Raw genomic sequence first — 26,806 nt, 5'->3', positions numbered from 1 at the left:
ACTCAGGGGGCCACGTTGCTGCAGGATTCTGCTCTTTCTGCTGTCTCCGGATCGCGCGGGTCCACGACGGCATCCGCCGAGAAACTCGCGCGCGACAACATGGCGCTGGCGACGTTCCTGGCCCTCGAGAAGGCCCGCACCGCCGAGCACGTCGACCTCGACGACCTCATGTCGGCCGCACGACTCGGACTGGCTCGGGCGGCGATGACCTACGAGCCCGAGCGCGGCATCCCGTTCGGTGCCTTCGCCCGCACCCAGATCACCTGGGCGATGCTCTCGGAGATGCGCCGCGCCGACCCGGCCGGGGAACGAGGGCGCGACAAGATCGAGCTGATTCGCGCCGCCGGCGACGCCGTGCTCGCCCGCACCGGGCGCGCGGGCACACCGGCCGAGGTCGCGAAGGAAGCGGGTCTCGACGTCGCGGCGGTCACCGAGATGCTGCACCTCGACACGATGGTGCGCACCGCGACGAGCTTCGAGGAGCACTTCGACCCCGAATCGGGGAGGCAGGCGGTCGACCTCACCGACAGCATCGTGCTGCCCGAGTTCGCCGCGGAGCAGAACGAGACGCGCGAGATGGTCGTCCGAGTGCTCGACGCGCTTCCGGACGCGATGCGCCGGGTGATCCGCGGGATCTATCTCGACGACCGGATGGTCAAAGACCTCGCCGACGAGATGGAGGTCAGCCACGCCTACGTGTCGAAGCTGCGCTCGCGCGGCCTCGTTCTCATGCGAGAGGCGATGGAAGCGTGGGAACAGGGGACGTCCGGCGACCGAACCAGCCCGGCGAAGGCCGAGTTCTTCGGCGCGCTGTTCGGGCCGGAGAAGACCACGACCGCGCACCGGAGCGAAGATCTCCTCCCCGCGATCTGAGTTTCCTCCCGATCGTCGGTTACGGGACGCGCGAGCTGTCGCGAATGTGGGATGTGCAGGTCCACGGATGGACCCGCTTCCAGTCCCATAACCACGGAGGATACTCATGGGTCTTCAGATCGCCACCAACGTCAGCGCGCTCAACTCGTACCGCAACCTGTCGAGCAATCAGAACGACGTCTCGAAGTCGCTCGAGAAGCTCTCGAGCGGCCTGCGCATCAACCGCGCAGCCGACGACGCCGCCGGCCTCGCCATCTCCGAGGGCCTGCGTTCGCAGGTCAACGGCCTGAACGTCGCAGCCCGCAACGCTCAGGACGGCATCTCGGTCATCCAGACCGCAGAAGGTGCACTGACCGAGGTCCACTCCATCCTGCAGCGCGTGCGCGACCTCGCGGTGCAGGCCGGAAACGACTCCAACAACGAGGACTCGCGCGCCGCGATCACCACCGAGGTGACGCAGCTGGTCGACGAGCTCACCCGCATCTCCGACACGACGAACTTCAACGGCATCAAGCTGCTGGATGCGTCGGCCGGTGCCGCGGGCGACGGTGTGCTCAGCTTCCAGGTCGGAGCCGACGGCGCCGCGTCGAGCCAGATCACGGTGAACCTCGCGTCCGCCGACATCGCGACGCTCGCCACCGACCTCAAGGCCGCGATCGTCACCACGGACGGCTTCGCCGACCCCACGGTGGCCGCTGCGACCATCACGACGGTCGACACCGCGATCAAGAGCGTCTCGTCGGCCCGCGCCGACCTCGGTGCGGTGCAGAACCGCTTCGAGTCGACGATCAACTCGCTGCAGGTCTCGGCCGAGAACCTCTCGGCGGCCAAGAGCCGCATCGCCGACACCGACATGGCGGCGGAGATGGTCAAGTACACGGCGGCGAACATCCTGCAGCAGGCGGGCACCGCGATGCTCGCGCAGGCGAACCAGTCCGGCCAGGGCGTTCTGCAGCTGCTGCGTTGAGTCAGCGCGCCTGAGGCGCACCGGGCGCTCGGGCGGGGGACACTCCGCCCGGGCGCCTTCCCATAAGCAACGCGACACGTTCCGATGGAAGGCATCCGACGATGAAACTGGACGGACTGATCTCCGGACTGAAGACCGGTGAGCTCATCGACGCGCTCATGGACGTGTCGGCGATCCCGAAGAAACTGATCACCACCAAGATCACCGACCGCACCTCGATCATCACGAACCTGCAGTCGCTCAACACCTCGCTCCAGGCACTGGTCGAGAAAGCGAAGACCGCAGCCGCCGCCACGTCGCTGGCTGCGTTCACCGCCACGTCGTCGGCCGAGAGCGTCACCGTGGCCGCTGGGCCGAAAGCCAGTGCGTTCTCGACGAGCATCGTCGTCGATGCCGTCGCCACCGCGCACTCCGTCGTCACCGCGGCCGGACGCGCGGACTCCTGGGGAGGGGCCTTCACCCTCGTCGCCGCCGACGGCACCCGCACCGAGATCGCGCCCTCCGGGTCATCGCCCCAGGACCTCGTCAAGGCCATCAACGCGGCGAAAGCCGGTGTGACGGCGACCGTGGTGCCCGCCGGGACGGATGCCGACGGCGCACCGCTCTCGCGCATCCAGCTCAACGCCGCAGAGACCGGGGCCGAAAACCGCTTCACGCTGCACCGAGGCAACGGCGACGACCTCGACGCCGGCACCGCGATCGACCTCGGCGCAGAGCCCGGCGCCGCCGTCCTGACCACGGGCTCGGACGCCCGCATCCGACTGTTCGCCGGAACCTCCGCCGAGCAGGTGCTCGCGAGCGCGAGCAACACGATCACCGTCGGCGACGACGTCACCGTCACGGTCACGAAGCCCAGCACCGATCCGATCACCGTCACGGTCGCCCTCGACGCGAAGGCGCAGACGGCCACGGCCGAGGCGTTCGTAAAGGAGATCGCCGGTCTGCTCACCCGCATCGACAACGGCTCGAAGGCGACGGTCGGTGAGGTGGGGGAGAAGACGACCCTCGGTGTGTTCACCGGCGACAGCACGGTACGCAACCTCCGCACGGCGCTCGCGAACGCCGTGCAGCACCCGCTCGACGGGGTCTCGCCCTCGAGCATCGGCGTCTCGATCAACGAGAAGGGCGTGCTCTCGTTCGACGCCGAGAAGTTCGCCGCGGCACTCGCCGAGGATCCCGAGAAGACGCAGGAGCTGTTCTCGAGTGTCGCCGCGCGTCTCGAAGGCGTCGCCGACACCTACTCCGACAAGTACGACGGTCTGCTCACGCAGCGGATCACCGGCCAGGAGTCCGAGGTCAAGACACTCAAGACGCAGGTCGAGCGGTGGGACATCCGCCTCGAGCAGCGTCGCGCCACCCTGGAGCGCACCTACGCCCAGCTCGAAGTGCAGCTCTCGAAGCTCGAATCCCAGTCGTCGTGGCTGACCGGGCAGCTCGACGCCCTCACCGCCACCAAGTCCTGATCGCCGAGGAGACAAGCGATGCCCCTGACATCCCTGGAACGCGCCAAGCAGCAGTACCTCGAGCAGCAGGTCGCCTCGGCCTCGCCCGAGCGGCTGCTCACCCTGCTGTACGACCGTCTGCTCGTCGATGTCGATCGAGCGGGTGCCGCGCAGGAAGCCGAGGATTGGGCGGCTGCGGGTGCACATCTCACCCACGCCCAGCAGATCGTCGCCGAACTGAGCGGCTCGCTCACCGACGCCTGGGACGGCGCGGTCGATCTGCGCGCGCTGTACACCTACGTCACCGGTCGACTCATCGCCGCGAACATCGGCCGCGACCGGGCGGCCGTCGCGGAGTGCCGTGAGCTCATCGCCCCGCTGCGCGAGGCGTGGCACCAGGCGGCAGCGGTGACCTCCGCGTCGGCTCCCGCCCCGGCATCCGCCCTGGGCTGAATCGGATGACCGACAATCTCGCGTCGTGGATGGCGGTGCTCGACTCGTTCGAGCGTGCGCTCGATGCCGCCGATGATCAGCTCGACCCGGCGTTCGAGGCGCCGACCGGCCCGGTGCCCGAGGAACTGCGCGAACGTGCGGAGGCGGTGCTCGCGCGTCAGCAGATGATGATCCGCGGACTCACCGCCTCACGGGCGAACGTGGCGCGCGAACTCGCCGCTCTCCGGCGGGTGCCGACGGGCACCCCCGACGCTCCCGTCTACCTCGACGTCGAAGGATGAGCGACGGCGGTTACGCCGACGCGGCACTGTCGCGATAGTCGGCCACGAGCACGGATCGCTCGACGCAGGCCACGGATCGGCTTCTCCACCACACTTCCGGGGTGCCGCCGTGCTCGAATCCGTAACCTCCTCCGCACTGATCAGTGCGCTCGACGGCCTGGCGCTGCGCCAGCGCTCGATCGCCGAGAACATCGCGAACGTGAACACACCCGGCTACCAGGCGAAGCGGGTGCAGTTCGAAGACGAACTCCGGCGCGCGGTCGATGACGGGTCGGGGTCGGTCGCGGCGACGGTCGAGCGCTCGCTCGAGCCCACTCGTCTGAACGGCAACAACGTCAACCTCGACACCGAGACGTTGTCGAACATCGACACCGTCCTCCGCTTCCAATTCGCCAGCCAGGCGATCGGCGGTCAGGCCGCATCGATCACCAAGGCGATCGGACAGGCATCCGCATGACCTTCGACGCGATCGGCATCGCCGGTACCGGATTGAACGTGCACCGCAAGTGGCTCGACGCCCTCAGCGACAACATCGCGAACGTCAACACCGCCACCCCGGCCGGGGAGGAGGCGTTCCGCGAGAAGTTCGTGACGGTGCAGGCAGGTACCTCGAGCCCGGGAGTCTTCGTCGCCGGCGTCGTCGAATCGGAGGCCGAGGCGAAACTCGTCTACGACCCCGAGCATCCGTACGCGAACGAAGAGGGGTACGTCCAGTACCCGAACGTCGAGCTCGGTGATCAGATGAGCATGCTGATCCTCGCCCAGCGCGGGTATGAGGCCAACGCCGCCGTCGTCGACCGGGCGAAGACGACCTACGAGGCGGCCCTGCAGATCGGACGCAACTGATGTCGTCTCCCATCGACGCGATCTCCGCCGCCGGCGTCACCCCGATGTCGGCCCTCAGCTTCGAATCCGGCGCCGACGGTGTGGGATCCTCCACGTCGGCGGGTGCCTTCGCGACGTCGCTCACCGGCGCCGTCGAGAACCTGCAGCAGTTGCAGTCGACGTCCAACGAACTCGCCGTGCAGGCCGTCACCGGCGATCTGCAGGACATCCACCAGGCGATGATCGCCTCCGCCCGCGCGGGTGTGACGCTCGATCTCATGGTCGCCGTCCGCGACCGTAGCGTGTCGGCGTTCAACGAGATCATGCGGATGCAGGCCTGACCATGCCGAAGGTGCTCTCCAACTCCTTCGAACGCGTGAAGCTGATCGTCTCGGGCTTCACGGTCGCCCAGCGCACGATCGCGATCATCGGCGTCGCGCTACTGGTGATGGGGGCCGTCGCGCTCGGCGCATGGCTCACCAAGCCGCAGATGAGCCCGCTCTTCACCGGTCTCAGCGCCGGCGACGCTTCGGCGGTCGTTGATCAGCTCAAGTCGGCGGGCGTCGGGTACGAGCTGGCCGAGGGCGGCGCGACGATCCTCGTCCCCGACGATCAGGTCTATGCGCAGCGACTGGCGGCGGCATCCGCCGGTCTTCCCGGCGACACGAGCGAGGGATACACCCTTCTCGACAAGATGGGCGTCACCGCGAGCGAGTTCCAGCAGTCCGTGACCTACAAGCGTGCGATCGAGGGCGAGCTCGCGAGCACGATCAGCGCGATGGACGGCATCAGCACCGCGTCGGTGCAGCTCGCGATCCCCGAGGAGAGCGTCTTCGTCTCGGAGCAGCAGACTCCCACGGCATCCGTGTTCGTGAAGACCCGCAACAGATCGACGCTCAGCGACGAGAAGATCGAGGCGATCATCCACCTCACGAGCGCGTCGGTTCCCGGTATGACTCCGGAGGACGTGGCCGTCACCGACCAGAACGGCACGGTGCTCTCGGCGGTCGGTTCGGGCGTGGCCGGCAACTCGTCGAAGCAGGCCACCGAGCACGAGGCCCGCGTGGCCGCGTCGGTGAATCGGATGCTGGAGACGATCGTCGGGCCGGGGAACGCGACCGTGACGGTGTCCGCCGACGTCGCGAACTCGACCTCCGAGCGCATGGACGAGACCTACTCGGCCCCCGAGGGTGATCTCAGCGCGTCGGAGCAGACGAAGACCGAGACCTACACCGGTGGTCAGGGCGGCGGCACGGGAGTGCTCGGCCCGGACAACATCGCGGTGCCGAATGGGGCGGACGGTGACGGCGCCTACGAGTTCGAGGAGACCTCGCGCAGCAACGCCGTGAACAAATCGACCGAGAAGACGATCACACCCGCCGGTGAAGTGACCCGGCAGACCGTGAGCATCGCCCTCAACCGTGGCACCGTGACGGGCGTCACCGCAGCGCAGATCGAGACGCTCGTCGCCTCGGCGGCCGGCATCGACGTCGAGCGCGGTGACACGATCGCCGTCGAGTTCGTGGAGTTCGCCGGAGCCGGTGCGAATGCGGCGCAGACGGCGCTGGCAGCCGCCGAGGCGGAGCAGGCGGCGCAGTTCCAGCAGGAGCTCGTGCGGTCGGCGATCATCGGCGGGTCGATCCTGCTCGCCGTGATCATCCTCGTGGTGTTCCTCTCGATCCGTCTGCGGATGAAGCGGCGCATCGCCTACACCGACGAGGGGCCGATCGAGTACCTCGCGACTCTGACCGAGAGCGAGGAGCAGAAGCTCAAATCGCTCAAGGGTCTGCAGGACCGCGAAGCACTGACCGCACCGCTGCTGCCGCAGGTGTCGCCGACTCTGCTCGACGTCGAGGAGGAACCCGAGCGGGAGCAGATCCTCGTCGAGCGCCGTCGCCGTGAGATCGACGACATCGCCCGCCGCGAACCTCAAGCCACCGCCACCGCGCTGGCGAGCCTGATGGACGAGTCCACCGTATGAGCATGCAGATCGAATCAGCGGATGCCCCGACCGAGCAGATCACCGAGGCGGTCGTGGCCTCTTCGGGGCAGGCGATCGCTCCGATGAGCGGACTCCGTCAGGCGGCCATCGTGCTTCTCAACATGGACCGCGAGGCGAGCGCCGAGGTGCTCCGTCTGCTGGGCGAGGACCGGTCGGAGCTGCTCGCTGCGGAGCTCACGCAGCTCGGCGGTGTCGATCTCGCCGCCACGGCCCACGCCCTCGCCGCATTCACGCGCATCGCATCGGGCGGGTCGGTGCCGTCCCGCGGCGGACAGGAGCTCGCGACCGGGCTGCTGGAGACCGCGTTCGGGCGGGAGAAGGCCGTCGGGATGGTCGGCAGGGTGATGTCGCAGGGCGCGGTGTCGTTCGATTTCCTGAACGCGGCGGATCCGGCTCAGCTCGCCACGATCCTCGAGGGCGAGCTGCCGACGACGGTCGCGGTCGTGCTCGCGAACCTGCGGGCGGATCGCGCCGCGGCGGTGCTCGCCGCGCTGCAGGACCCGCTGCGCACCGACGTCGCGCAGGCGATCGCGACGATGGGGACCGCCACGCAGGAAGCGATCTCGATCGTCGCGGACTCCCTGCGCTCGCGCACCGGTGTGTTCGCCATGCGCGACAACCATGAGTCGATCGGGGGCGTGCAGCCCTTGGTCGAGATCATCAGCCGTTCGGACACCGCACTCGAGAAGTCGCTTCTGGCGAGCCTTGAGGGCCGCGACCTCGCCCTCGCCGAGGACATCCGCAGCCGGATGGTGACGTTCGCCGACTTCACCCGACTCGAGGACCGCGACGCGCAGCGCGTCCTGCGCGGCATCGACCTGCGCGTCCTCGCGCTCGCGCTCAAGGGGGCCGACGAGCAGATCGCCCTCAAGGTCACGACCAACATGACCGAGCGCAACCGGGAGAACCTCGCCGAGGAGGCCCGAGTGCTCGGATCCGTACGTGTCCGTCAGGTCGATGAGGCGCGGGCCGAGGTCGTGCGCATCATCCGCGAACTCGAGGCCGCGGAGGAGATCACGATCTCGCGCGAGGACGAGGACGAGTTGATCGAATGATGCCCTCCGACACCGCCTTCACCCCGCTCGTCGTGCCGCGCGTGGGGGAGACCCCGACCGACGTCCGTGACGAGGCGAGGCGTGCGCGCACGCGCGGCTACGCCGAGGGCTTCGCGGAAGGGCGACGGATCGCGCTCGACGAGGCGCGGGCGCAGCAGGTCGTCGTGGCCGAGCGCCTCCAGAGGGAGCGCGATGCCCACGCGGAGCGGTCAGCGAGTGCTCTGGCCGCGCTCGACGACGCCCGATCCGCCCTCGGCGAGCGGGTCGGTGCGATGAGCGCACTCTCGGTCGATCGCATCGAAGAACTCGCGGTCGAGCTCGCGTCCGTGATCCTCGGCGCAGAGCTGTCGGATGCCGCGCGCTCGGCAGCGCACGCGTTTCGCAGAGCCGTAGCCGAGATGCCCGTGGACCGGTGGACGCGTATCGCGGTGCACCCGCAGGACGCGGCGATCCTGCGCGGGGACGCGGATGCCGCGGCGGCGCTGCAGGGCGTCGACATGATCGACGACGCCTCGATCTCGCCGGGCGGTGCGATCGTGCAGATCGTCGACGGTGCCGTCGACCTGAGCGTCGCGGACGCTCTGCGGCGGGCGGGTGCGGCCCTGCGCGGCGGCGTCGACGGCGGCCGCGATGACAGCGGCGACGATGCTCGCGGTGACATCGAGGGCCGCGCATGAGCGCCCGCACGGCGTCGTGGTCGCGGGCGCTGGAGGCCGTGCGCCCGGAGCGCTCGGGCACGGTGAAGTCCGTCCTCGGGCTCGGGGCCGAGGTCGTGGGCATCGATGCCGCGGTCGGCGATCGCGTCCGGATCGATGTGGCAGGCGGGCGCCGAGTGGATGCCGAGGTCGTCGCGGTCGACGGTGGTTCGGCGCGGTGCATGCCGCTCGGACCGCTCGATGGGATCACCGCACGGGCGCGCGTGCTGCACACCGGCGAGCGCCTGCGGGTGCCGACCGGCACGTCGCTGCTCGGGCGCGTGCTCGACGGTCTGGGTCGACCGATCGACGGGAAGGGGCCCCTGGGCCGCGACACCGCCTTCGTGCCGCTCGATCACGAGGCCCCGAGCATCCTGAACCGCCAGCGGATCGATCGTCAGCTCGGACTCGGCGTCCGGGTGCTCGACACACTGATCCCTGTGGGTACCGGGCAGCGCCTCGGACTCTTCGCGGGCTCGGGAGTGGGCAAATCGTCGCTGATGTCGATGATCGCCCGCGGCTCGACGGCCGACGTCACCGTGATCGCTCTGGTGGGTGAGCGCGGCCGTGAGGTGCGCGAGTTCCTCGAGGACGACCTGGGATCCGAAGGTCTGGCCCGTTCCGTCGTCGTCGTCGCGACCTCCGATCAGCCGGCGATGGTGCGGATGCGCTCGGCGTTCGTCGCGACGCGCATCGCCGAGGGGTTCCGGGCAGAGGGAAGCGACGTCGTGCTCATGATGGACTCCCTCACGCGCGTGGCGATGGCGCAGCGCGAGATCGGGCTGAGCGCAGGGGAGCCGCCGGCGACCCGCGGATATCCACCGTCGACCTTCTCGGTGCTGGCCCGTCTCCTGGAGCGCGCCGGTACGGGGCCCGTCGGTTCGGTCACGGGTCTGTACACCGTGCTCGTCGACGGCGACGATCACAACGAGCCGATCGCCGATGCCGCCCGCGGCATCCTCGACGGGCACGTCATGCTCGATCGCGCCCTCGCGGTGCGTGGGCATTTTCCGGCCGTCGATGTGCTCGGCTCGATCTCGCGCGTGGTGTCGAAGATCACCACCACCGAGCAGCGAGCACACGCGGTGGCGCTGCGCAGCGTGCTGGCCGCACGTCGCAGTGCGAACGACCTCATCGACATCGGCGCGTACCGGGCAGGGGCGAACCCGCTGGTCGATGCCGCTCTCGCGCACGAGGAAGACATCGCCGGGTTCCTCACCCAGCGGATGGACGACCTGACCTGCGCCGAGGATTCCTGGCGGCGCCTCGCCGCTCTCACCACCGAGCTCGGAGGACTGACGCCATGACGTTCCCCCTCGCCGGCCTGCTGCGCGTGCGCGACGCCCAGGAGCGCGTCGCCGCTGAGCAGTTGTCCCGCACATCATCCGCCCGGCTGCAGGCCGAGAGCACAGAACAGGGGGCGGTCGTGAGCCTCTCCGAGATCAGCGCGCAGGTCGACGACGCACAGACCCTGCTCGCGATGGCGGCGGCGCGAGCCGCCGGTCGCAGCGCCCTGAGCGATATCCAGGCGCTCACCGAGCTGCGTCGCGCGGAAGAGGCGGAGGCGAAGGCCGCGCACATCGAGGCGCGCCGGGAGCTGCGAGGCCTGGAACGCCTCGAGGACGCGCATCGCGTCGAGAGCGCACAGATCGAGCAGCACGCGGAGCAGACCGCGCTCGACGAGATCGCCGTCGTGCGCAGTCTGCGCGAGGAGCGCACCGCATGAGGGCCGGGTTCGCCGCGGGAACGACGCCGACCGATCCGTTCGTCGCGATCATCGCCGGGGGAGCGACGCAGGCCGGTCGCGGAACGGGCGTCCCGGCGACCTCGTTCGGCGCTGCGCTGGAACTCGCGGAGCGAATGCTCGATGCCCCCAGCGGCTCGGAGGCGCAGGCGAGCACTCCGTCGCCCGCGACCGCCGAGTCCTCGGTCGGGCCGAACGCCGCTCCGAACGCCGGCGAGGGCGCGACGGATTCGGCGGAAACCGCGTCGAGTGAGGCGGCGGGCGGTGAAGCGACGACGGATCCCGCGATGATCAGCGCGATGTCGGTCGCGTCGACGCAGACGTCATCTCCGACCATGACTGTCCTGGACCCATCCGATGCCGACGCACCCGATACCGAAGCAGCCGATGCCGCGACCCCCGACGGCGTCGTTGAATCGCGGCCCGCAGTGACGAGCGCGCCTGCTTCTCCTTCCGCCCCGACGATGGATGCCGGCGACAGCGTCGGCGCGCTGCCTGCGGACGTCGCCCGGTCCTACGAGCGGATGCCGTCCCTCGCCCGCGCCGCCGTCGACGCGGTCCCGACGGTGCCCTCGTCCACGACCGTCCCGTCCTCCGATGCTGCGCCGCCGGATGGCTTCCTGTCGGGTACAGCGAGCGCGATCGCGTCCGAGGCGGCGCGGGTCGAGGCATCCGTCCGTCCGGCGGGCGCCTCGTCCGCCGCCCCGTCATCGGCGATTCAGATCACCGCCGCCGCATCGTCCGGCACCGTCGCGGACCGCACGGAGCCGCCCGCCGGTCCGGCTACGGCAGCTCCGTCGACGCCGTCCGTCGTACCCGCGGCGAGCGCACCGGCGCCGGGGGTCGCCGTCGTCTCGGCGCCGGAGCCCGCAGCATCCGCGCGCTCGGTCGCCACCCAGGTGTCTCCGGTCGTCGTGAGCATCGCCCAGCGTCCGGCCGGCAGCCACCAGCTGACCATGACCGTCACCCCCGACACTCTCGGCCCGGTGACCGTGCGGGCGCACATCGGCCAGAACGGTGATGTGCGGGTCGAGCTCGTCGGTGCGACCGATGCGGGGCGTGAGGCGCTACGCGCGATCGTCTCCGACCTCCGCCGTGACCTTGCGGCGGTCCTCCCGCACGCGAACCTCTCGCTCGCGTCGGCATCCGCCTCGTCGTCGGATGCCGGGGGCGCCGAGCGGTTCGCGCAGCCCGGCGCCGAGCAGGGCGCCGGAGGACACGCCGACGGTCGACGCGGCTCCGGGGCCGACGTCACCTCCGGGGCCCGCGCCGATGCGCCCCCTGCGCGGACCCTCCCGACCTCCACCCCCGCCGTCGCCGGCGCGGGGCTCGACACCTTCGCCTGAGAGGACAGCCCATGACCGTCGATGCCGTGAGCGCACCCACGTCGATCCACACCGGAAGCACCACCGACCCCGCCGCCCGAAAGCAAGTGCTCGACGGCGAGGTCTTCCTCAAGCTGCTCGTCACCCAGCTCACCCACCAGGATCCCTCGAGTCCCATGGACACCAACGAGATGATCTCGCAGACGACGCAGCTCGCCATGATGGAGCAGCTCACGGCTCTCGCCGACAACGGCGCCGAGGCGTTCGCGCTCGACATGCGCCAGGCCGCCGCCGCCCTCATCGGGCAGGAGGCGAGCTACGAGGATGCCGACGGCACGTCCGTCACCGGCATCGTCACGAAGGTCTCGTTCGACGGCCCCGTGCCGCAGGTGACCATCGGCGACAAGACCATCGCACTCGACGCCATCACGGGCGTCGCCACCACGACCGCACCGACCACCTGACACACAGGAAGAGAGAACACCATGCTCCGCTCGCTCTACTCCGGCATCTCCGGACTCCGCTCGCACCAGACCATGCTCGACGTGACCGGCAACAACATCGCCAACGTGAACACCGCGGGCTTCAAGGGATCGTCCGTCGTCTTCCAGGACTCCCTCTCGCAGCTCATCGGCAACGCCGGTATCCCCGACGACCAGGTCGGCGGACGCAACCCCGCGCAGGTGGGCCTCGGTGTACAGGTAGCCGGCGTGCGCACCAACTTCGCCCAGGGGTCGGCCCAGGCCACCGGACGCGGCGGCGATCTCATGATCTCGGGCGACGGCTTCTTCGCCGTGCGCGCGGGCGGTGAGACGCTCTACACGCGCGCTGGAGGCTTCTCCTTCGACCCGACGGGCAAGATGGTCACCGCGGACGGAGCGATCGTGCAGGGCTGGTCGGCGCAGGACGGCGTCGTCAACACCGGTCAGGCCGTCGGCAACATCGTGCTGCCGCTGGATGCCGTCTCACCCGCACGTGCGACGACGGGAGCGACCGTCACCGGAAACCTGCCCTCGACCGCTGCCGTCGGCGACGAGGTCGTGCGCGACGTCACGGTGTTCGACGCGCAGGGCACGCCGACGACGCTGAGCCTCACGTTCACGCGCACGGCTGCGGGCTGGGGCGTCTCCGAGCCGGTGAGCGGCGCGACGGGCGACCTCGCCTTCATCGACGGCAAGCAGACCGGTGCGGGCCTCACTCTCACCGCGGGCGCCGTGACCATCGATCTGACCGCGGTCACCGGGTACGCGAGCCTCTCGACCGTCGCCGTCACCGACCAGAACGGAGCCGCTGCCGGCACGCTCAAGTCGTACAGCATCACCGGTGACGGCTCGATCGTCGGCACGTTCAGCAACGGCGCGACCCAAACCCTCGGCAAGATCGCGATGGCGACCTTCGCCAACCCCGAGGGCCTCGAGAAGGCCGGCGGGTCGTCGTACCGCCTCTCGGTCAACTCGGGACCGGCGCAGATCGGCGAGGCGGGCCAGGCCGGATTCGGCAGCCTCGTGTCGGGTGCACTCGAGATGAGCAACGTCGACCTGTCGCAGGAGTTCACCAATCTCATCGTCGCGCAGCGCGGCTTCCAGGCGAACGCCCGCATCATCACCACGAGCGACGAGGTGCTGCAGGAGCTCACCCAGCTCAAGCGCTGATCCCTGCAACGCACTCGCGGCCCGCCCTGGTTACCCGGGGCGGGTCACGTCGCGATAGTCGGGGCTGAACCGCCTCTCGCCCGACGCCCTCGCCCGGAGACTTCTCGATGATCATCGTCACTCGCCTCGACCGCACACGGTTCGCGGTGAACCCCGATCTCATCGAGCGCGTCTACTCGTCGCCCGACACCACACTGCACATGATCGACGGTGGGGTCTACGTCGTCGAGGAGAGCCTCGATGCCGTGGTCGAGCTGATCGTCGCCTATCGGGCGCGCGTGCTCGACGCCGCGCAGACCCTCGGTCGGAAGTCGGGGGACTGAGCGTGGATCCCGCATTCCTCATCGGCGTCGTCCTGGCGTTCGGCGCCCTCGTCGCGATGATCACGATGGAGGGCGCGAGCTTCGAGGCCCTGCTGATCCCGGCGCCGATGATCCTCGTGCTGGGATCGACGATCGGCGTCGGCATCGCGAGCCACACGTTGCGCGACACCCGCCTGGCCGTCACGAGCCTCGGTCGCATGGTGCGGGGCCCGCGTTCGACGCCCGAGGCCGTGATCCCGTTCCTCGTCGGCTATGCCGAGAAGGCCCGCGGCGACGGCCTGTTGGCTCTCGAGCAGGAGCTCGACTCGGCACCCGACGCCTTCACGCGCCAGGCGCTCCAGGCCCTGGCCGATGGGACGGATGCCGACGACCTGCGTCTCATGATGGACGACGAGATCACGGCCACCTCGTCGCGCACGCGGATCGCCGCGAAGTTCTTCTCGTCTCTCGGCGGCTACGCGCCCACCATCGGCATCGTGGGCACGGTGGTCTCGCTGACGCACGTGCTCGAGAAGCTCGACGAGCCCGATCACCTCGGACCGATGATCGCGGCGGCGTTCGTCGCGACGCTCTGGGGGCTCCTCTCGGCGAACTTCATCTGGAACCCGATCGCGGGGCGTCTGAACCGCATCGGGGCGGTGGAGCTCGAGCGCATGATGATCGTCAGCGAGGGCATGCTCGCCATCCAGGCCGGCAGTGCTCCGCATCTGCTGCAGGAGCGCCTCGAGGCGCTGTCGACCGTCAAGCCGAAGCGCCGCGCGCCGAAGGAGCCGAAGGGTTCGGAGGCGCAGGGTTCGGAGGCGGTCCTGTGAGCACGGCCCGCCGCGCGGGCGGGCGCGGGCACGAGGACGAATCCCACGACGAACCCGACGAGCGCTGGGCGGTGTCATACGCCGACATGGTGACGGTGCTGATGTGCCTGTTCATCGTGCTGTTCGCCGTGTCGAACGTCGACAAGACCAAGTTCGAGCTGCTCGCGAACAGCCTCGCGACCGGTTTCGGGCAGGAGGAGACGACGACTGGCGGTGCCGACATCTCCGAAGGGCTGGTGATTCCTCCGGAGATGCTCGACGAGGAGGGCGAACCAGATCTGACCGAGCGCGCCGCGGCCGAGTACGAGTCGCTCGAGGAGCTGCGCGAGCGCATGCGCACGGCACTCGCGGCTCAGGGTCTGCAGGACACGGTCGAGTTCGTCATCAACGACCGCGGACTCAAGGTCGGCCTGATCGGTGCGGAGACCTTCTTCGGCGACAACAGCACGGATCTCTCGGCGAAGGCGGATGCCGTGCTCGACGCGATCGGTGACGTGTTGACGACGGTCGACAACCAGGTGAGCGTCGAGGGGCATGCCGACCGGCGCCTGTCGGCCGCACCCTTCCCGACGAACTGGGAGCTGTCGGGGGGTCGAGCGACCCAGGTGGCGCGCTTCCTCGTCGAGCACGAACTCGTCGGCGGGGCGCGGGTGAAGGCGACCGCCTTCTCCGACACCCGTCCGCTCGCCGAGGGCGACACGCCGGAGGCGCTGGCGAGCAACAGGCGGGTCGACATCGTCGTCGAATCCACCGAGGAAGACCAGGTGCGGGCGCTGCTCCCCGCACTCGCCGATGCGGCCGGGAAGGGCTGAGACGTGTCCACCATCTCCGAGGAGACCGCCATGGCCGCGCACGGCGAGCCCGATGATTCCGTACCGCGCTATCCGGCGTACGACTTCGGTCGGCCCGCGCAGCTCGGGCGTGACAGCATCCGCCGTCTGGAGGCGTCGTTCGAGTCGTTCGCGCGCCTGTGGTCGTCACAGCTCACCGCGAAGATCCGGGTGCGCACGCATCTCACTCTCGATGACGTCGAGCTCGTCTCGTACGAGGAGTACGCGCAGACGCTGCCGAGCACGACCGCCATGGTCGCCGGCGCCTTCGCCGATCGCGACGAGCCGTGCGTCGTGCAGTTCGGACTCGACAGTGCGCTGCTGTGGGTCGTGCAGATGATGGGAGGGCGCAGCACGTCGCTCCCGGACGCCCGCACGTTCACCCCGATCGAGCTCGCCCTGGTGCGCAACCTCATGGAGGGGACCTTCGAGCACCTCTCCGCGAGCCTCGGTCCGCTGCTGCCCGGGGAGCCGGTCTTCGGCGGTGTGCACTACAACCCGCAGTATCTGCAGGTCATCTCGGCCTCGGCCGCTGTGATCGTCGCCCGGTACACGATGCGCTTGGGTGACACGCGCACGGTCGCCTCGATCATGCTTCCCGCTACGGCCGTCGTGGACCACCTCGCCGAGGCAGGGGCGGATGCTGCGGCGACGCGGGGCGCCGGCCACACCCGCGATCAGGTGCACAGCACTCCGCTCGAGATCACGTTGCGTCTCGCGCCGATCACGATCGGTGCGGGCGAGGTGCTCGATCTCGCGCCGGGTGATCTGCTGCGTCTCCCGCACCCGGAGACGGTGCCCTACGAGCTGATGGCGGGAAACACGACCATCGCGCGTGCGACCCCCGGCAGCCGAGGATCGCGCCTCGCCTGCACGATCACGACCACCCACGAGGAGAACCACTGATGAGCACCTTCCACGAGACCGCCATCGCCGCGGCGATCGCCGGCAAGCTGCCGTTCGGCTTCCCCGTCATCCCGACGCCGTCGACCGACCCCGGAGCGGTGGGAGACGCGATCGCAGTGACCTTCACCGGCACGCCCGGCGCGCGGCTCGCGATCCAGGTGATCGACCCTGCGCAGCTCGAGGACGGGTCGAAGAAGGCGGCTCTCGCTGACCGGCTGCATCCGATCTTCGAGGCCGCGGCGATCGTGCTCGGTCCCGGGGCGCTCGGTGCGGGGGAAAGCGTCGCGGCGGCCGAGGTCTTCGCGGCTCCGGGCACGCAGGTGTTCGACCTCGTCGATTCGACCGGGGCCATCGCCGCGCGCGCCTCGGTCCGCATCGACGGTGATCGGGCGGGCTCGGGATCTTCGGGCCCGCAGCGCATCAATCGCATCGCCGGTGTCGAGATGGAGCTGGTCGTCGAGATCGGACGAACGCGGATGCCGGTGCGCGACGTGCTCGCGCTGGAGCCGGGCAACGTGGTCGAACTCGACCGCGCTGCGGGATCGCCGGCCGACATCAAGCTCAACGGTCGTCTGATCGGACACGGCACGGTGGTCGTCGCCGACGGCGACTTCGCGATCCGCGTCGAGCGCATCCTCGACGGCGCCGAGAGCGTCTGACATGGACGACATCCTCGTCGCACTGCGGATGATCGTGGCCCTGGCCGCGGTGCTGGGCCTGTTGCTGTTCCTCAGCCGCCGTCTGCAGAAGGCCGGAGCGAAGGGCGGCAGCCCGCTGGACGGCCTCCTGCCCAGGAAACTCGGTAGGCTGTCCGTGCTCCGCCCCCCGCGTTCCTCGGCGCCGAAGTCCGCGCGGCCACGCCCCGAGAAGATCACGGTCGTCGCCCGCAGTGGGATCGGGGCCAAGGCGCAACTCGTCGTCGCGGAGTTCGGCGGCATCCGCTATGTGCTCGGCGTCACGGAGGGCGGTGTCAGCGTCGTGGACACGCAGGAGGCCCCCGCAGGGATCGAGGATGCGCTCGTCGACGCGCCAGACGACGCTGCGCACGACGACGGTGCGGAGCGGCCACCGCTCACCAGCGTCGCCTGACCGGCACTCGCCCCCTCGACCACCCGGTTACGCGGGACGACCGCTGTCGCGATAGTCCTCGGTGAGCACGGATCGCTCGCCCCCTGGCTACGGATCGGCCACGACACCCATCTTCGGAGTGCCGCCGTGCCCGCATCAGCCCTCGCCGTCGCGCCGACGATGCGCGCGTGGCGAGCCCGCGGCCGGATCGCCGTCCTGGTCGCTGCCGCTCTCGTTCTCGTGGCTGTCTTCGTGCTGTGGGGCTCCGCGGCGGCCCATGCCGCGGCATCCGCCGTTCCTGCGCAGTCGGGCGACGGCGAGGGCGTGACGATCAACGGCATCAACGGAACACCGTCCGACAGCATCGTGACGCTGCTCGGCATCACGGTGCTCAGCGTGGCCCCCGCACTGCTGCTGATGATGTCGAGCTTCACGAAGATCTTCGTCGTTCTCGCTCTCACCCGTAACGCCCTGTCGCTTCCCTCGATCCCGCCGAACCAGGTGCTCGCCGGCCTCAGCCTGTTCCTGACGCTGTTCATCATGTGGCCGGTGCTCACCGACATCAACACCGTCGCGGTGGCGCCGTTCACCGACGGTCAGATCGATTTCGGTCGGGCGTTCGAGCTCGCCCAGGAACCCCTGCGGCAGTGGATGCTCGCGTACACGCGCGAAGAGGACATCGCCCTGATGCACCGCGCCGCGCAGATCGAGAACCCCACCGATCCCTCCAGCATCCCTCTGCAGACGCTGGTGCCGGCGTTCATGCTCAGCGAGCTGCGTGCGGCGTTCCTCATCGGGTTCATCATCTTCGTGCCGTTCCTCGTCATCGATCTCGTCGTCGCGAGCGCGCTGATGTCGATGGGCATGATGATGCTCCCGCCCGTCATGATCTCGCTGCCGTTCAAGATCCTGCTGTTCCTGCTCATCGACGGCTGGGGCATGGTCATCACCGCCCTCGTGCAGTCCTACGCCGGAGGTGGCGGATGAACCCCGAAGCGGTCATCGACATCGGTCAGGCGGCGCTCATCCTCGCGGCGAAGCTCTGCGCGCCCCTCCTGATCACCGCGCTCGTGGTCGGTTTCGCGATCTCGCTGCTGCAGTCGATCACCCAGGTGCAGGAGATGACGATCTCCTTCGTGCCGAAGCTCGTCGCGGTCGGTATCGCGCTGCTGGTGAGCGGGCACTGGATGATCTCCGAGATGATCGCGTTCTCGAACGAGCTGTTCGCACGCATACCGGCGCTGTTGAACGGCGGCTGATGCACATCCCGATCGATTTCACCTGGCTCGAGGCGACCGCTCTCGCTTGCGTGCGGATCACGGCATTCCTGGTGATCGCACCGCCGTTCAGCCACGGCACCGTGCCGATGCGGATCCGCGCGATGCTCGGCGCAGGTCTCGCGCTGGCGGTGTCGCCGGTGGTCACCGCGGGCTATGAGCGTCTCGACACCGGGGGCTTCCTGCTCGCCCTGGTCGGTCAGGCCCTCACCGGCGCCCTCCTCGGCTTCCTGGTGATGGTGCTCTTCAGTGCGGTCCAGAGTTCCGGCTATCTCGTCGACACCTTCGGGGGGTTCCAGCTCGCCCAGGCGTTCGACCCCGGGATGGCCGTGAACGGCGCCCAGTTCACCCGCCTGTTCCAGATGACCGCGATCGTGCTGCTGTTCGCCTCCGACGGCTATCAGCTCGTGCTCGGTGGCCTCTTCCGTTCGTTCGATGCGGTGCCCGTGACGGGCATGATCGATCTCGCGCGTCCGGCCGAGGCGCTTGTGGGCGCGGCGGGGCAGATGATGCTCAGCGCCGTGCAGATCGCCGGCCCTCTGCTCATCGTCCTCTTCCTCGCCGACGTCGGACTGGGGCTCGTGACCCGCGTCGCGCCGGCACTCAACGCGTTCGCGATGGGCTTCCCCATCAAGATCGGACTCACGCTCCTGCTCGTGGGCTTCGTGTACGCGGCGCTCCCCGGAGTGGTCGCCGCGATCGCCGACGATGCCGCGCGCCTCCTGCTGGAGGTGACCCGATGAGCGAGACAGACACCGGTGAACGGACCGAGAAGGCGACCGACCGCCGCCTCAAGGAGGCTCGTCGGAAGGGGCAGATCGGTCGCAGCCAGGACTTCACGGCCTGGGTGTGCATCGCCGCCGCCGCGATCATGTCGCTCCCGGCGATCTCCTCGGCGACCCAGGCGCTCACCGAGCTCTTCCTGCGGGTCTCGCCGATGGCCGAGCATCCGACGTCCGACAGCGCGGTCGAGGTGCTCGGAACGGCGCTCTCGTCGATGGGCGGCATCCTGCTTCCGATGCTCGTGGTCGTGCTGCTGGCGACCACCGCCACGGCCGTGGCGCAGGGTGGCATCCACCTGCGCGGCGTCACGATGCGCACCGAGCAGTTCAACATCGTGACCGGCCTGAAGAGGGTCGTCGGGCGACAGGCGCTCTGGGAGGGTGCCAAAGCGCTCCTGAAGACGGTGGCCATCGGTCTCGCCCTCTGGATCGTCGTCTCCGGGCTCGTGCCCGTGCTCTTGGCCAGCGGCAGTCACAACATCACGTGGCTCGTCGAGCAGGCCGCCGGGGGAGTGCTCGCCCTCCTGCAGGTCGCCGTCGTCGTGGGCATCCTCCTCGCCGCCGTCGACGTCGCCGTCGTGCTGCGCCGCAACCGCAAGCACACGCACATGACCAAGAAGGAGGCGAAGGACGAGCACAAGAAGACCGAGGGCGACCCGCTCGTGCGTTCGCAGCGCCGGTCCCGGCAGATCGCTCTCAGCCGCAACCGCATGATCGCGGCGGTCGGCGACAGCGACGTCGTGCTCGTCAACCCCACGCACGTCGCGGTCGCACTGCGCTACGAGCCCGGGAAGTCGGCGCCGCGCGTCGTCGCGAAGGGGGCCGGGATCGTCGCGCAGAAGATCCGCGAGCGCGCCGAGGAGTCGGGCGTCCCGCTGGTGCGCGACATCCCGCTCGCCCGCGCCCTGCACGCGGCCTGCGAGATCGGACGCGAGATCCCCGAGGAGCTCTACACTGCGGTCGCCCAGGTGCTCGCGTTCATCGAGCACCTCAAGCGGCGCGGCTCGGCGCGCGGAACCCACACGATGCCGTTCGCGAGCACCCGCGACCGCGGGCTCTGACCCGAGCCCGCCCCTGAGCCCCGAACCGAACCCTGAGACACCGAGAACGAGAAGGTAGGACGCATGATCGGTCAGCTGCTGTCGAAGGGAGCCGTCCCCGTCGGTGTGGTCGGGATCATCCTCCTGCTCATCGTGCCGATCCCGACACCGTTGCTCGACGTGCTCATCGTCGTGAACATCTCGTTCGCGCTTCTGATCCTGCTCACGGCGATGTTCGTGAAGAAGCCGCTGGACTTCTCGGTGTTCCCGAGCCTGTTGCTCGTGGCGACGCTGTTCCGCCTCGGGCTCAACGTGGCATCCACGCGTCTGGTGCTCAGCGAGGCGCACGCGGGCCAGGTGATCCAGGCGTTCGGGCAGATCACGATCAGCGGATCGCTCGTGATCGGTGCCGTGATCTTCCTGATCCTCACCGTCATCCAGTTCGTGGTGGTCACCAAGGGCGCGGAGCGCGTCGCGGAGGTCGGCGCGCGCTTCACCCTCGATGCCATGCCCGGCAAGCAGATGGCGATCGACGCCGACCTCAACGCCGGACTCATCACCGACGCCGAGGCGCGCCGGCGCCGTGCCGAGGTCGCGGCCGAGGCCGACTTCTACGGGGCGATGGACGGTGCCTCGAAGTTCGTGAAGGGTGACGCGATCGCGGGCATCGTGATCGTCGTCATCAACTTCGTCGGCGGCATCATCATCGGCATGGCCCAGCACGGCATGGAGATGGGGGAGGCGCTCGAGACGTACAGCATCCTGACCATCGGCGACGGGCTCGTGACCCAGATCCCGGCACTGCTGATGGCGGTCTCGACGGGCATGATCGTCACGCGCGAGAACGTCGAGGCCGAGATGGGCCAGGCCGCGGCGCGGCAACTGATGCAGTCGCGCAACGCCCTGGTCATCACCGGTCTCGCCGCGATCGCGATGGGGTTCATCCCCGGGATGCCGCTGCTCGTGTTCGCGAGCATCGGCGCCGTACTGCTGTTCGCCGCGTCGCGGGTGAAGGCGAACCAGGAGCGGGATGCCGCACGCGAGGCCGACGCCCTCCAGCAGGAGGCGGCCGATGCAGGCGCCGAGGGCCCGGACGACCTCATGGATCGGATGCGGGTGCATGCCCTCGAGATCTCGCTCTCGACCGACATCGTCGATCTCGCCGCCGGTGGTTCGGGCGATCTGCTCACCCGCGTCAAGTCGCTCCGCCGCAAGCTCGCGCTCGACATCGGCATCCTGATGCCCCCCGTGCGCACCCGCGACAACATCGATCTGCCGGCGCAGACTTACGCGATCCTCATCGCCGGCGTCGAAGTCGGACGCGGCGCCGTGCCGCGCGGCCATGTTCTGGCGATCGGCACCGGGCTGGAGCAGCTGCCCGGCGAGGCCGTCGTCGATCCGGTGTTCGGTCTCGAGGGCAAGTGGGTTCCGACCGAGATGTCCCACGCGGCCGACATGGCGGGCGCGACGGTCATCGACCGGGCGAGCGTCATCATCACGCATCTGTCCGACATCGTGCAGAGCCAGGCGCACCGGCTCCTGTCCCTGGAGGATGTGCGCCAGTTGACCGAGCACCTGAAGCAGACGAGCCCCACGACGGTCGAGGAACTCACCCCGGCAGTGCTCTCGCTCGCGGCGATCCAGCGGGTGCTCGCCGGCCTGCTGGCGGAGCGCGTGCCGATCAACGACCTCGCGCGCATCTACGAGGCGCTCGTGCTCCGGGGCAAGACCTCGACCGAGATCCCCGGGCTCATCGACTCCGCGCGCGCGGCCCTCGGACCCGCGATCGCCGCGCGATTCGCGGAGGACGGACGCATCCGGGTCATCATGTTCGATCCGATGCTCGAACAGCAGATGCTCGAGGGGATGCGCGTCGTCGACGGCAGCCCTCAGATCGTGCTCACGCCCGAGGCGACTCTGCAGGTGCTCGAGAGCGTGCGCCGCACGGTCTCGGAGCTGGCGCAGGCGGGGCCGGAGCCGGTGCTCGTGTGCGCACCGTCCCTGCGTCAAGCGGTGCGTCGGATGCTGGCGCCGCAGGTCGAATCCCTCCCCGTGCTGTCTTACGACGAGGCCGGTGCCGCCGGTCACGCGACGGATGTGGTCGGGGTCGTGCGCATCGCGCCGTCCGCCCTTCCCAGTGCCGCGGGCTGACCCGCTGATTCCGCTCGTTTACGAGCGCATGCAGTACCTTGGTGATCAGGATGGCGCGTAGGCGCCGCAGCCAGGGAAGGCGGACGAGATGCTGGTTCTGACGAGGCGTGCGAACGAGAGCATCGTGATCGGCGACGACATCACGGTGACGATCCTGGCGGTCACGCCGAGCGGGGTGCGGGTCGGTATCGACGCCCCGCGCGACACTCGCATCAACCGCGCCGAGATCGTGCTCGCGGTCGGGGACGCCAATCAGGAGGCCGTCCAGACGGCGGGCGACGAGTCTGCCGAGAGCGCGCTGCTCGGTGCTCTGCGACGCCTGAGTGGAGCATCCTGACGGGTGTCAATGGGGACTTCTCCCCATGCGTGTCGAGTTACTCGCGTCGGTGATGTCGCGATAGTCGTGGATGTGACGGGGATTCCCGTCAGCGACGATCCGACCCGACGAGGTGACGCCCTGTGGCCGCTCACGATCTGAGCATGCACCTGCTGCGCGAGCGCGAGCTGCTCGAGACCCTGCTGTTCAAGCTGGACGAGCAGCAGATGCTGCTCGCGACCGGCCGCAACCGCTGGATCCGCCACGCATCGACCGAGATCGAGCGCGTGCTCGCGGCGATGCCGACCGTCGCCCTCTCGCGCGATGCCCTCGTCGTGGCCGTGGCGGATGAGTGGGGCGTGCCCGAGGCGACGACACTGCGGCAACTGATCGCCGCGGCACCCTCCGACGGCTGGCGCGAGGTGCTCGAGGGGCACCTGTCCGCGATGACCGCACTGGCCGATGAGATCGAGCAGATGAAGCAGGTCAACGAGCAGCGTCTGCGCACCGCGATCCGCGTGACCCAGGAGACCATCGCCGGCCTCGGTGAGCCCACCGGCGAGTACACGCCGGCCGGCGACGTCGTCCGCGGCGGCGACGCCCGACTGCTCGACACCCGGATGTGAGGTGACCATGTCTTCGTTCGCAGGTCTTCGTCTGGCGGAATCCGCCCTCTCCGCCGCCCGCGCGGGCATGACCGTGACGGGTCAGAACATCGCCAATCAGACCACGACGGGGTACACCCGCCAGCGGGTCGATCAGGCACCCCTCTCCGGCGTCGGCCAGACAGGGCTCTGGAAGAGCGGCCTCGGAATCGGCGGAGGCGTCTCGATCACAGGAGTCGCGCGCCTCGGTGACGCCGTGCTCGACGCACGTGTTCGCGATGCCCTCTCGACCTCCGGGTTCTGGAGCGCGCGTGCGACGGCTGCCGCGCACGCCGAGAGTGCGATGGCGGAGCCGACCGCTGACGGCCTCGCCGCCAACCTCGACCGTTTCTGGGCCGGCTGGTCCGATCTCGCGAACACCCCGGAGCCCGCTGCGGCGCAGGTCGTGCTCACGAACGCCCAGGTCCTCGTCGGTCAGATCGCCGCGGGATATCAGGCCGTCGCCGGGCAGTGGGGCGATCTGCGCGGGCAGGTCGACCGAGACATCGCCGACGTCAACGCGGTGGCGGGCCAGGTCGCGACGCTGAACGGTCAGATCCGCGATGCTCTGCACGCGGGGCGCAACGCCAATGAGCTGATCGATCAGAGGAACGTGCTCGCGCAGCAGCTCTCGTCCGCGATCGGTGCGACGGGGGTCGTCGAATCGGACGGCACCCTCACGCTCCGCGTCGACGGGAACGCCCTCGTCTCGGGTGACAGCAGCCGTTCGCTGCAGGTGAGCGGTCCGCGCGAGATCGCGGATGCCGGCCGCATCGTCGTGTCGTGGTCGGATCGGCCGGACGTGCCGGTCGCGGTCGGTGGCGGTGTGATCGGTGGCACCGTCAGCGCGCTCGCTCCGGCGACGGACGGTGGCACGCTCGCCAGCGTCGCCGCAGCGTACAACGACACCGCCGCAGCCCTCGCCGCCGCGGTCAACGACCTGCACCGCACCGGAGTGACGTCCACCGGCGTCGCCGGAGGCGATTTCTTCGCTGTCGACGCCACGGCCCCTGCGGCGCTCGGGCTGAGCGTCGTCCCCACCGGCCTGGATCAGCTCGCGCTGGCCGCCCCGGGCGCCGGAGCGAAGGATACGACGATCGCCGACCGCATCAGCGCGCTCGGCGCGTCCGCAACAGGGCCGAGCAAGACCTGGGCGACCTTCGTCACCGGCTTCGCGGTCTCGGTCGCCGGCGATCTGCAGCGGGCGGACATCGCCGATATGGGCGCCGTGGCGGCAGTCACCGCGCAGCAGTCGAACGCCTCGGTCGACGGCGATGAGGAGACGATCAACCTGCTGACCTATCAGACCGCCTATCAGGCCGCCGCCCGTGTGCTCACCGCCATGGACGAGGCGTTGGACCTGCTCATCAACCGCACCGGCCTGGTCGGCCGCTGACCCCGGAGACGACCATGATCGGACGCATCACGAGCAGCACGATGACGCAGCAGTCGCTGCGCACACTGCAGACCAACCTCGTCGACCGCGAGCGCCTGCAGAACCAGGCGGCATCGCAGCGCGCCTTCCGCACGCCGAGCGAGGATCCCGCCGCCGCGGCGACGACTCTCGGTGTACACGGCGAGCAGGCGCGAGTCGCGCAGTTCGCCCGCAACCTCAGCGACGGCATGGCCTGGGTCACCACGGTCGACACCGCGCTCGGTGCGAGCACCGACCTCCTCAACCGCGCGCGCGATCTGACGGCGCAGGGCGCGAACTCGGGTGCGCTCAGCCCGACCGCGCGGGAGTCCATCGCGGAGGAACTCGAGACGATCAGCGCCGAGCTGCTCGCCCAGGCGAACACGACGGTGCTGGGGCGGAGCGTATTCGCCGGGACCGGCGACTCCGGCGCTGCGTTCGATCCCGACACCTTCGTGTTCCACGGCAGCCCGGGAGACGGCGTGCAGCGACGCATCAGCGACAACGAGACGGTGCGCGTCGACTTCGACGGTTCGCAGGCATTCGGGGAGGGGGCGAACAGCGCGTTCGCGCTGCTCAACGACATCGCGGCCGAACTGCGCGGGGGAGCGAATGTGGGATCACGGCTCGATGACATCGACGCACGTCTGAAGGACGTCGTCTCGGCGCGCGGCACCACGGGCGCGCGACAGGTGCAGATCGAGCGCGCGGCGTCGCAGAACCTCGCGACCTCCACCGACCTCGAGGCGCGTCGCGCCGAGGTCGAGAACGTCGACAGCCTCGAAGTGCTCGTGCGGCTGCAGTCCGCCGAGCTCGTGTTCCAATCCGCCCTGCAGGTGACCGCGAAGTCGCTGCAGACCAACCTCCTGGAGTTCCTTCGATGACCGCGACGACCGCCCGTGCGGGCATCGAGCCCACGGCGCCCGTGATCGAGTTCGCCGCGCCCCTGCTCGGCCTCGCTCCGCACACGACGTTCACCCTCGAGAGCATCGCGGGAGCCGACGGTCTGCACGCACTCCGTACGACGGATGCCGATGTGCGCCTGTTCGTCCTGGAGGCGCCGTACGTCGATCGCGCGTACGCGCCGAAGGTGCCGGCATCCGTCCGCGCAGAGCTGGGCGCCTCGGCGGGAGATGCGCTCCAGGTGTTGGTCGTGGCGAATCCCGGGGAAGACGGTGTGCATGTGAACCTGCGCGCACCGATCGTCGTCCATCCCGGCACCGGACGCGCGGCGCAGGTGATTCTCGAGGATCAGGCCTATCCGATCCGTTCCCTTCTCGGCGGACGGTGACGGATGGTCGATCTGCGATCCCGCACGCACGGACCGGGGGCGATGAAGGGCGTCAACCTCGTCGTTCTCGCGTACGTCGACCGCGTAGTCTTCGCCGGTGCCGACGGTGACATCGTCCACCATCTGGATGCACGGGTGCACCCCGGCGATCGTCGGGCGCCGGGTGAGACGGAGCTCGCCCTCGTTCCGACGAAGGAGGAGCCATCCGCGGGCGCGTTCGAGAACTCGGCCCGGTACACGGCCGCCCAGCTCGCCGCGATCGCCGAGACGGCGGGCGAGAACACGACCCCGCTGCGTGATGCGCGCGGAGCGGTCGTCGGCCGCGCCTACGGGGTGAAGGCCGACCTCTTGATCAACGACGGCGACGTCGTCGTGAACACCAAGACCCTTGAGGTGACCGACCTCTCGGTCGACGTCGACGAGCACGGACGCGACATCCGCGCGCAGATCGACGGATCGACCGCTGCGGCGCGAACCCTCCGAGAATCAGTGAAAACACGGAAGAACCAGGTGAAACCAGAGTTCACCGCATATACCAAGGAAGAGGCACTATCCTCTGAGGGGTAAGGGCTGGGGCCTCGCTGATCCCGGTTCGTCGCAGGGGGGCCTTCGACGAATCACCGGTGCAGCTGCAGGGG

At 69.4% G+C, this 26,806-nt stretch carries 33 protein-coding genes; all 33 read left to right on the top strand.

Translation table 11 applies throughout. The features are described from left to right. Positions 1 to 15 precede the first annotated feature (15 nt). The 33 genes from ACFY9N_RS09170 to ACFY9N_RS09010 all read left to right on the top strand — a co-directional run bounded on the left by ACFY9N_RS09170 (position 16) and on the right by ACFY9N_RS09010 (position 26,735). Positions 16 to 873 (top strand): sigma-70 family RNA polymerase sigma factor, encoded by an 858-nt coding sequence (locus ACFY9N_RS09170; protein ID WP_391478194.1) that lies wholly within the window; start codon positions 16 to 18, stop codon positions 871 to 873. A 106-nt stretch (positions 874 to 979) separates the two neighbouring features. After that, complete coding sequence (locus ACFY9N_RS09165) at positions 980 to 1,840, top strand: flagellin (protein WP_391478193.1); 861 nt, start codon at positions 980 to 982, stop codon at positions 1,838 to 1,840. A gap of 101 nt (positions 1,841 to 1,941) precedes the next feature. Then, on the top strand, positions 1,942 to 3,303 hold the full coding sequence (gene fliD / locus ACFY9N_RS09160) for a flagellar filament capping protein FliD (protein ID WP_391478191.1): 1,362 nt from the start codon (positions 1,942 to 1,944) through the stop codon (positions 3,301 to 3,303). Positions 3,304 to 3,321: 18 nt separating this feature from the next. Further along, the gene (gene fliS / locus ACFY9N_RS09155; RefSeq protein ID WP_391478190.1) at positions 3,322 to 3,735 is read left to right on the top strand and encodes a flagellar export chaperone FliS; all 414 of its coding nucleotides are present in this window, start codon (positions 3,322 to 3,324) and stop codon (positions 3,733 to 3,735) included. 5 nt (positions 3,736 to 3,740) lie between these two features. Then, a complete protein-coding gene (locus tag ACFY9N_RS09150; protein WP_391478189.1) occupies positions 3,741 to 4,016 on the top strand; it encodes a hypothetical protein in 276 nt (91 codons plus the stop codon). 109 nt (positions 4,017 to 4,125) lie between these two features. Beyond that, positions 4,126 to 4,473: a flagellar basal body rod protein FlgB gene (flgB, locus tag ACFY9N_RS09145; RefSeq protein WP_391478188.1), complete on the top strand. Its 348-nt coding sequence runs from the start codon at positions 4,126 to 4,128 to the stop codon at positions 4,471 to 4,473. Continuing rightward, the gene (gene flgC, locus ACFY9N_RS09140) at positions 4,470 to 4,862 is read left to right on the top strand and encodes a flagellar basal body rod protein FlgC (protein ID WP_391478187.1); all 393 of its coding nucleotides are present in this window, start codon (positions 4,470 to 4,472) and stop codon (positions 4,860 to 4,862) included. Before flgB ends, flgC begins: the two co-directional genes overlap by 4 nt. Beyond that, positions 4,862 to 5,182 (top strand): flagellar hook-basal body complex protein FliE, encoded by a 321-nt coding sequence (gene fliE, locus ACFY9N_RS09135; protein ID WP_391478186.1) that lies wholly within the window; start codon positions 4,862 to 4,864, stop codon positions 5,180 to 5,182. Before flgC ends, fliE begins: the two co-directional genes overlap by 1 nt. Positions 5,183 to 5,184: 2 nt before the next feature. Beyond that, positions 5,185 to 6,822, top strand: a complete 1,638-nt coding sequence (gene fliF, locus ACFY9N_RS09130) for a flagellar basal-body MS-ring/collar protein FliF (RefSeq protein WP_391478184.1) — start codon at positions 5,185 to 5,187, stop codon at positions 6,820 to 6,822. Continuing rightward, positions 6,819 to 7,898 (top strand): flagellar motor switch protein FliG, encoded by a 1,080-nt coding sequence (locus tag ACFY9N_RS09125; protein WP_391478183.1) that lies wholly within the window; start codon positions 6,819 to 6,821, stop codon positions 7,896 to 7,898. Before fliF ends, ACFY9N_RS09125 begins: the two co-directional genes overlap by 4 nt. Then, complete coding sequence (locus ACFY9N_RS09120) at positions 7,898 to 8,575, top strand: FliH/SctL family protein (protein WP_391478182.1); 678 nt, start codon at positions 7,898 to 7,900, stop codon at positions 8,573 to 8,575. Before ACFY9N_RS09125 ends, ACFY9N_RS09120 begins: the two co-directional genes overlap by 1 nt. Beyond that, the gene (locus ACFY9N_RS09115; protein ID WP_391478181.1) at positions 8,572 to 9,900 is read left to right on the top strand and encodes a FliI/YscN family ATPase; all 1,329 of its coding nucleotides are present in this window, start codon (positions 8,572 to 8,574) and stop codon (positions 9,898 to 9,900) included. Before ACFY9N_RS09120 ends, ACFY9N_RS09115 begins: the two co-directional genes overlap by 4 nt. Next, positions 9,897 to 10,319 carry a hypothetical protein gene (locus ACFY9N_RS09110; RefSeq protein WP_391478179.1) on the top strand — a complete coding sequence of 141 codons (423 nt, stop codon included), beginning with the start codon at positions 9,897 to 9,899 and terminating at the stop codon, positions 10,317 to 10,319. The genes ACFY9N_RS09115 and ACFY9N_RS09110 overlap by 4 nt, the downstream gene beginning before the upstream one ends. Continuing rightward, positions 10,316 to 11,683, top strand: coding sequence for a hypothetical protein (locus tag ACFY9N_RS09105; RefSeq protein WP_391478178.1), 1,368 nt, complete (start codon positions 10,316 to 10,318; stop codon positions 11,681 to 11,683). The genes ACFY9N_RS09110 and ACFY9N_RS09105 overlap by 4 nt, the downstream gene beginning before the upstream one ends. 11 nt (positions 11,684 to 11,694) lie before the next feature. Further along, the gene (locus tag ACFY9N_RS09100) at positions 11,695 to 12,126 is read left to right on the top strand and encodes a flagellar hook capping FlgD N-terminal domain-containing protein (protein WP_391478176.1); all 432 of its coding nucleotides are present in this window, start codon (positions 11,695 to 11,697) and stop codon (positions 12,124 to 12,126) included. Between the two features lie 21 nt (positions 12,127 to 12,147). Further along, positions 12,148 to 13,314, top strand: a complete 1,167-nt coding sequence (locus ACFY9N_RS09095) for a flagellar hook protein FlgE (RefSeq protein WP_391478174.1) — start codon at positions 12,148 to 12,150, stop codon at positions 13,312 to 13,314. 107 nt (positions 13,315 to 13,421) lie between these two features. Continuing rightward, the gene (locus tag ACFY9N_RS09090; protein ID WP_391478172.1) at positions 13,422 to 13,637 is read left to right on the top strand and encodes a flagellar FlbD family protein; all 216 of its coding nucleotides are present in this window, start codon (positions 13,422 to 13,424) and stop codon (positions 13,635 to 13,637) included. A 2-nt stretch (positions 13,638 to 13,639) separates the two neighbouring features. Next, a complete protein-coding gene (locus ACFY9N_RS09085; protein WP_391478171.1) occupies positions 13,640 to 14,449 on the top strand; it encodes a motility protein A in 810 nt (269 codons plus the stop codon). Beyond that, positions 14,446 to 15,261, top strand: coding sequence for a flagellar motor protein MotB (locus ACFY9N_RS09080; protein ID WP_391478169.1), 816 nt, complete (start codon positions 14,446 to 14,448; stop codon positions 15,259 to 15,261). Before ACFY9N_RS09085 ends, ACFY9N_RS09080 begins: the two co-directional genes overlap by 4 nt. A 3-nt stretch (positions 15,262 to 15,264) precedes the next feature. Then, on the top strand, positions 15,265 to 16,185 hold the full coding sequence (locus ACFY9N_RS09075) for a flagellar motor switch protein FliM (protein ID WP_391478167.1): 921 nt from the start codon (positions 15,265 to 15,267) through the stop codon (positions 16,183 to 16,185). Then, positions 16,185 to 16,844, top strand: coding sequence for a FliM/FliN family flagellar motor switch protein (locus ACFY9N_RS09070; RefSeq protein WP_391478166.1), 660 nt, complete (start codon positions 16,185 to 16,187; stop codon positions 16,842 to 16,844). The genes ACFY9N_RS09075 and ACFY9N_RS09070 overlap by 1 nt, the downstream gene beginning before the upstream one ends. A gap of 1 nt (position 16,845) precedes the next feature. After that, complete coding sequence (locus ACFY9N_RS09065) at positions 16,846 to 17,274, top strand: flagellar biosynthetic protein FliO (protein WP_391478165.1); 429 nt, start codon at positions 16,846 to 16,848, stop codon at positions 17,272 to 17,274. Between the two features lie 159 nt (positions 17,275 to 17,433). Then, positions 17,434 to 18,240 (top strand): flagellar type III secretion system pore protein FliP, encoded by an 807-nt coding sequence (fliP, locus tag ACFY9N_RS09060; protein ID WP_391478474.1) that lies wholly within the window; start codon positions 17,434 to 17,436, stop codon positions 18,238 to 18,240. Beyond that, positions 18,237 to 18,512 carry a flagellar biosynthesis protein FliQ gene (gene fliQ / locus ACFY9N_RS09055; RefSeq protein ID WP_391478164.1) on the top strand — a complete coding sequence of 92 codons (276 nt, stop codon included), beginning with the start codon at positions 18,237 to 18,239 and terminating at the stop codon, positions 18,510 to 18,512. The genes fliP and fliQ overlap by 4 nt, the downstream gene beginning before the upstream one ends. After that, positions 18,512 to 19,273: a flagellar biosynthetic protein FliR gene (locus tag ACFY9N_RS09050; RefSeq protein WP_391478163.1), complete on the top strand. Its 762-nt coding sequence runs from the start codon at positions 18,512 to 18,514 to the stop codon at positions 19,271 to 19,273. Before fliQ ends, ACFY9N_RS09050 begins: the two co-directional genes overlap by 1 nt. Then, entirely contained in the window at positions 19,270 to 20,373 is a 1,104-nt protein-coding gene (locus ACFY9N_RS09045; protein ID WP_391478162.1) for a flagellar biosynthesis protein FlhB, read from the top strand. The genes ACFY9N_RS09050 and ACFY9N_RS09045 overlap by 4 nt, the downstream gene beginning before the upstream one ends. 63 nt (positions 20,374 to 20,436) lie before the next feature. Continuing rightward, entirely contained in the window at positions 20,437 to 22,503 is a 2,067-nt protein-coding gene (locus tag ACFY9N_RS09040) for a flagellar biosynthesis protein FlhA (protein WP_391478161.1), read from the top strand. 88 nt (positions 22,504 to 22,591) lie between these two features. Next, a complete protein-coding gene (csrA, locus tag ACFY9N_RS09035; RefSeq protein ID WP_391478160.1) occupies positions 22,592 to 22,840 on the top strand; it encodes a carbon storage regulator CsrA in 249 nt (82 codons plus the stop codon). 143 nt (positions 22,841 to 22,983) lie between these two features. Continuing rightward, a complete protein-coding gene (locus ACFY9N_RS09030) occupies positions 22,984 to 23,445 on the top strand; it encodes a flagellar protein FlgN (RefSeq protein WP_391478159.1) in 462 nt (153 codons plus the stop codon). Between the two features lie 7 nt (positions 23,446 to 23,452). Next, positions 23,453 to 24,859 carry a flagellar hook-associated protein FlgK gene (gene flgK / locus ACFY9N_RS09025; RefSeq protein WP_391478158.1) on the top strand — a complete coding sequence of 469 codons (1,407 nt, stop codon included), beginning with the start codon at positions 23,453 to 23,455 and terminating at the stop codon, positions 24,857 to 24,859. Between the two features lie 14 nt (positions 24,860 to 24,873). Continuing rightward, complete coding sequence (gene flgL, locus ACFY9N_RS09020; protein ID WP_391478157.1) at positions 24,874 to 25,761, top strand: flagellar hook-associated protein FlgL; 888 nt, start codon at positions 24,874 to 24,876, stop codon at positions 25,759 to 25,761. Further along, entirely contained in the window at positions 25,758 to 26,168 is a 411-nt protein-coding gene (locus tag ACFY9N_RS09015; RefSeq protein ID WP_391478155.1) for a flagellar assembly protein FliW, read from the top strand. The genes flgL and ACFY9N_RS09015 overlap by 4 nt, the downstream gene beginning before the upstream one ends. Positions 26,169 to 26,171: 3 nt before the next feature. Then, positions 26,172 to 26,735 carry a hypothetical protein gene (locus ACFY9N_RS09010; protein WP_391478154.1) on the top strand — a complete coding sequence of 188 codons (564 nt, stop codon included), beginning with the start codon at positions 26,172 to 26,174 and terminating at the stop codon, positions 26,733 to 26,735. Positions 26,736 to 26,806 lie beyond the last annotated feature (71 nt).

Source organism: Microbacterium sp. NPDC008134 (assembly GCF_042957055.1).
Lineage (GTDB): Bacteria > Actinomycetota > Actinomycetes > Actinomycetales > Microbacteriaceae > Microbacterium.
This window is presented reverse-complemented; position numbering and strand designations above follow the sequence as displayed.

What these genes read in the sequence shown, in the direction of transcription:
- ACFY9N_RS09165 (WP_391478193.1), top strand. Translation starts at nt 980, where the DNA reads ATGGGTCTTCAGATCGCCACCAACGTCAGCGCGCTCAACTCGTACCGC.
- fliD (WP_391478191.1), top strand. Translation starts at nt 1,942, where the DNA reads ATGAAACTGGACGGACTGATCTCCGGACTGAAGACCGGTGAGCTCATC.
- fliS (WP_391478190.1), top strand. Translation starts at nt 3,322, where the DNA reads ATGCCCCTGACATCCCTGGAACGCGCCAAGCAGCAGTACCTCGAGCAG.
- ACFY9N_RS09150 (WP_391478189.1), top strand. Translation starts at nt 3,741, where the DNA reads ATGACCGACAATCTCGCGTCGTGGATGGCGGTGCTCGACTCGTTCGAG.
- flgC (WP_391478187.1), top strand. Translation starts at nt 4,470, where the DNA reads ATGACCTTCGACGCGATCGGCATCGCCGGTACCGGATTGAACGTGCAC.
- fliE (WP_391478186.1), top strand. Translation starts at nt 4,862, where the DNA reads ATGTCGTCTCCCATCGACGCGATCTCCGCCGCCGGCGTCACCCCGATG.
- fliF (WP_391478184.1), top strand. Translation starts at nt 5,185, where the DNA reads ATGCCGAAGGTGCTCTCCAACTCCTTCGAACGCGTGAAGCTGATCGTC.
- ACFY9N_RS09125 (WP_391478183.1), top strand. Translation starts at nt 6,819, where the DNA reads ATGAGCATGCAGATCGAATCAGCGGATGCCCCGACCGAGCAGATCACC.
- ACFY9N_RS09120 (WP_391478182.1), top strand. Translation starts at nt 7,898, where the DNA reads ATGCCCTCCGACACCGCCTTCACCCCGCTCGTCGTGCCGCGCGTGGGG.
- ACFY9N_RS09115 (WP_391478181.1), top strand. Translation starts at nt 8,572, where the DNA reads ATGAGCGCCCGCACGGCGTCGTGGTCGCGGGCGCTGGAGGCCGTGCGC.
- ACFY9N_RS09110 (WP_391478179.1), top strand. Translation starts at nt 9,897, where the DNA reads ATGACGTTCCCCCTCGCCGGCCTGCTGCGCGTGCGCGACGCCCAGGAG.
- ACFY9N_RS09105 (WP_391478178.1), top strand. Translation starts at nt 10,316, where the DNA reads ATGAGGGCCGGGTTCGCCGCGGGAACGACGCCGACCGATCCGTTCGTC.
- ACFY9N_RS09100 (WP_391478176.1), top strand. Translation starts at nt 11,695, where the DNA reads ATGACCGTCGATGCCGTGAGCGCACCCACGTCGATCCACACCGGAAGC.
- ACFY9N_RS09095 (WP_391478174.1), top strand. Translation starts at nt 12,148, where the DNA reads ATGCTCCGCTCGCTCTACTCCGGCATCTCCGGACTCCGCTCGCACCAG.
- ACFY9N_RS09090 (WP_391478172.1), top strand. Translation starts at nt 13,422, where the DNA reads ATGATCATCGTCACTCGCCTCGACCGCACACGGTTCGCGGTGAACCCC.
- ACFY9N_RS09070 (WP_391478166.1), top strand. Translation starts at nt 16,185, where the DNA reads ATGAGCACCTTCCACGAGACCGCCATCGCCGCGGCGATCGCCGGCAAG.
- ACFY9N_RS09065 (WP_391478165.1), top strand. Translation starts at nt 16,846, where the DNA reads ATGGACGACATCCTCGTCGCACTGCGGATGATCGTGGCCCTGGCCGCG.
- fliP (WP_391478474.1), top strand. Translation starts at nt 17,434, where the DNA reads ATGCGCGCGTGGCGAGCCCGCGGCCGGATCGCCGTCCTGGTCGCTGCC.
- fliQ (WP_391478164.1), top strand. Translation starts at nt 18,237, where the DNA reads ATGAACCCCGAAGCGGTCATCGACATCGGTCAGGCGGCGCTCATCCTC.
- ACFY9N_RS09050 (WP_391478163.1), top strand. Translation starts at nt 18,512, where the DNA reads ATGCACATCCCGATCGATTTCACCTGGCTCGAGGCGACCGCTCTCGCT.
- ACFY9N_RS09045 (WP_391478162.1), top strand. Translation starts at nt 19,270, where the DNA reads ATGAGCGAGACAGACACCGGTGAACGGACCGAGAAGGCGACCGACCGC.
- ACFY9N_RS09040 (WP_391478161.1), top strand. Translation starts at nt 20,437, where the DNA reads ATGATCGGTCAGCTGCTGTCGAAGGGAGCCGTCCCCGTCGGTGTGGTC.
- csrA (WP_391478160.1), top strand. Translation starts at nt 22,592, where the DNA reads ATGCTGGTTCTGACGAGGCGTGCGAACGAGAGCATCGTGATCGGCGAC.
- ACFY9N_RS09030 (WP_391478159.1), top strand. Translation starts at nt 22,984, where the DNA reads ATGCACCTGCTGCGCGAGCGCGAGCTGCTCGAGACCCTGCTGTTCAAG.
- flgK (WP_391478158.1), top strand. Translation starts at nt 23,453, where the DNA reads ATGTCTTCGTTCGCAGGTCTTCGTCTGGCGGAATCCGCCCTCTCCGCC.
- flgL (WP_391478157.1), top strand. Translation starts at nt 24,874, where the DNA reads ATGATCGGACGCATCACGAGCAGCACGATGACGCAGCAGTCGCTGCGC.
- ACFY9N_RS09015 (WP_391478155.1), top strand. Translation starts at nt 25,758, where the DNA reads ATGACCGCGACGACCGCCCGTGCGGGCATCGAGCCCACGGCGCCCGTG.
- ACFY9N_RS09010 (WP_391478154.1), top strand. Translation starts at nt 26,172, where the DNA reads ATGGTCGATCTGCGATCCCGCACGCACGGACCGGGGGCGATGAAGGGC.